At 77.8% G+C, this 517-nt stretch carries 1 pseudogene; it reads left to right on the top strand.

Annotated features, from left to right (window positions below):
* Window positions 1-517, top strand: a pseudogene (locus L0B03_RS19015) (ATP-dependent helicase); the annotation flags it as partial.

Below are 517 nucleotides of genomic sequence, written 5' to 3'. Positions count from 1 at the left end.
GGCCCGCGCCGTCGGCCTGCGCGCCCCACCGAGAAGGGGATCCTCCCGGTGCTCGCCGAGCTGGCCCGCGAGGTCGACAGCGCGGTGCAGCGGCCACCCACGCGCCCGGCGGTGCGGACGAAGTTCCAGGTCGTCGCCCTGCTCGTGCGTGAGGAGCGGACCCGGGTGAAGGCCGACGCCGGCCAGACCGAGGCCCAGCGCACCAAGCAGCTCAAGCGGCTCGACGGCGTGGCCACGATGCTGGCCAAGACCGCCGCCCGGGACACCTCGCTGCTCGAGCTCCTCGCCGAGGACGCCCGGGTCTCCGACTCGGCGCGCGCCTACAAGGCCACCGTGATGCGCGCCGGCGGGCTCGAGCCGCCCGAGGAGCCCGCGCCCGCAGAACGGGCCCCGCAGACCGCGCCGGCGCCCGGGGCGGAGAAGCAGGTGGTGCCCCGCTCGGTCATCTCCCGCCCGCTCCAGAACCCCTTCCTCGCCCCCGACCACGAGGCCCCGGCCGGGCGCACCGCGGCGCGGC

The organism is Actinotalea sp. C106, assembly GCF_023630195.1.
GTDB lineage: Bacteria > Actinomycetota > Actinomycetes > Actinomycetales > Cellulomonadaceae > Actinotalea.
Note: the sequence above shows the minus strand (reverse complement) of the source record. Positions and strands in the feature narration are given on the sequence as shown.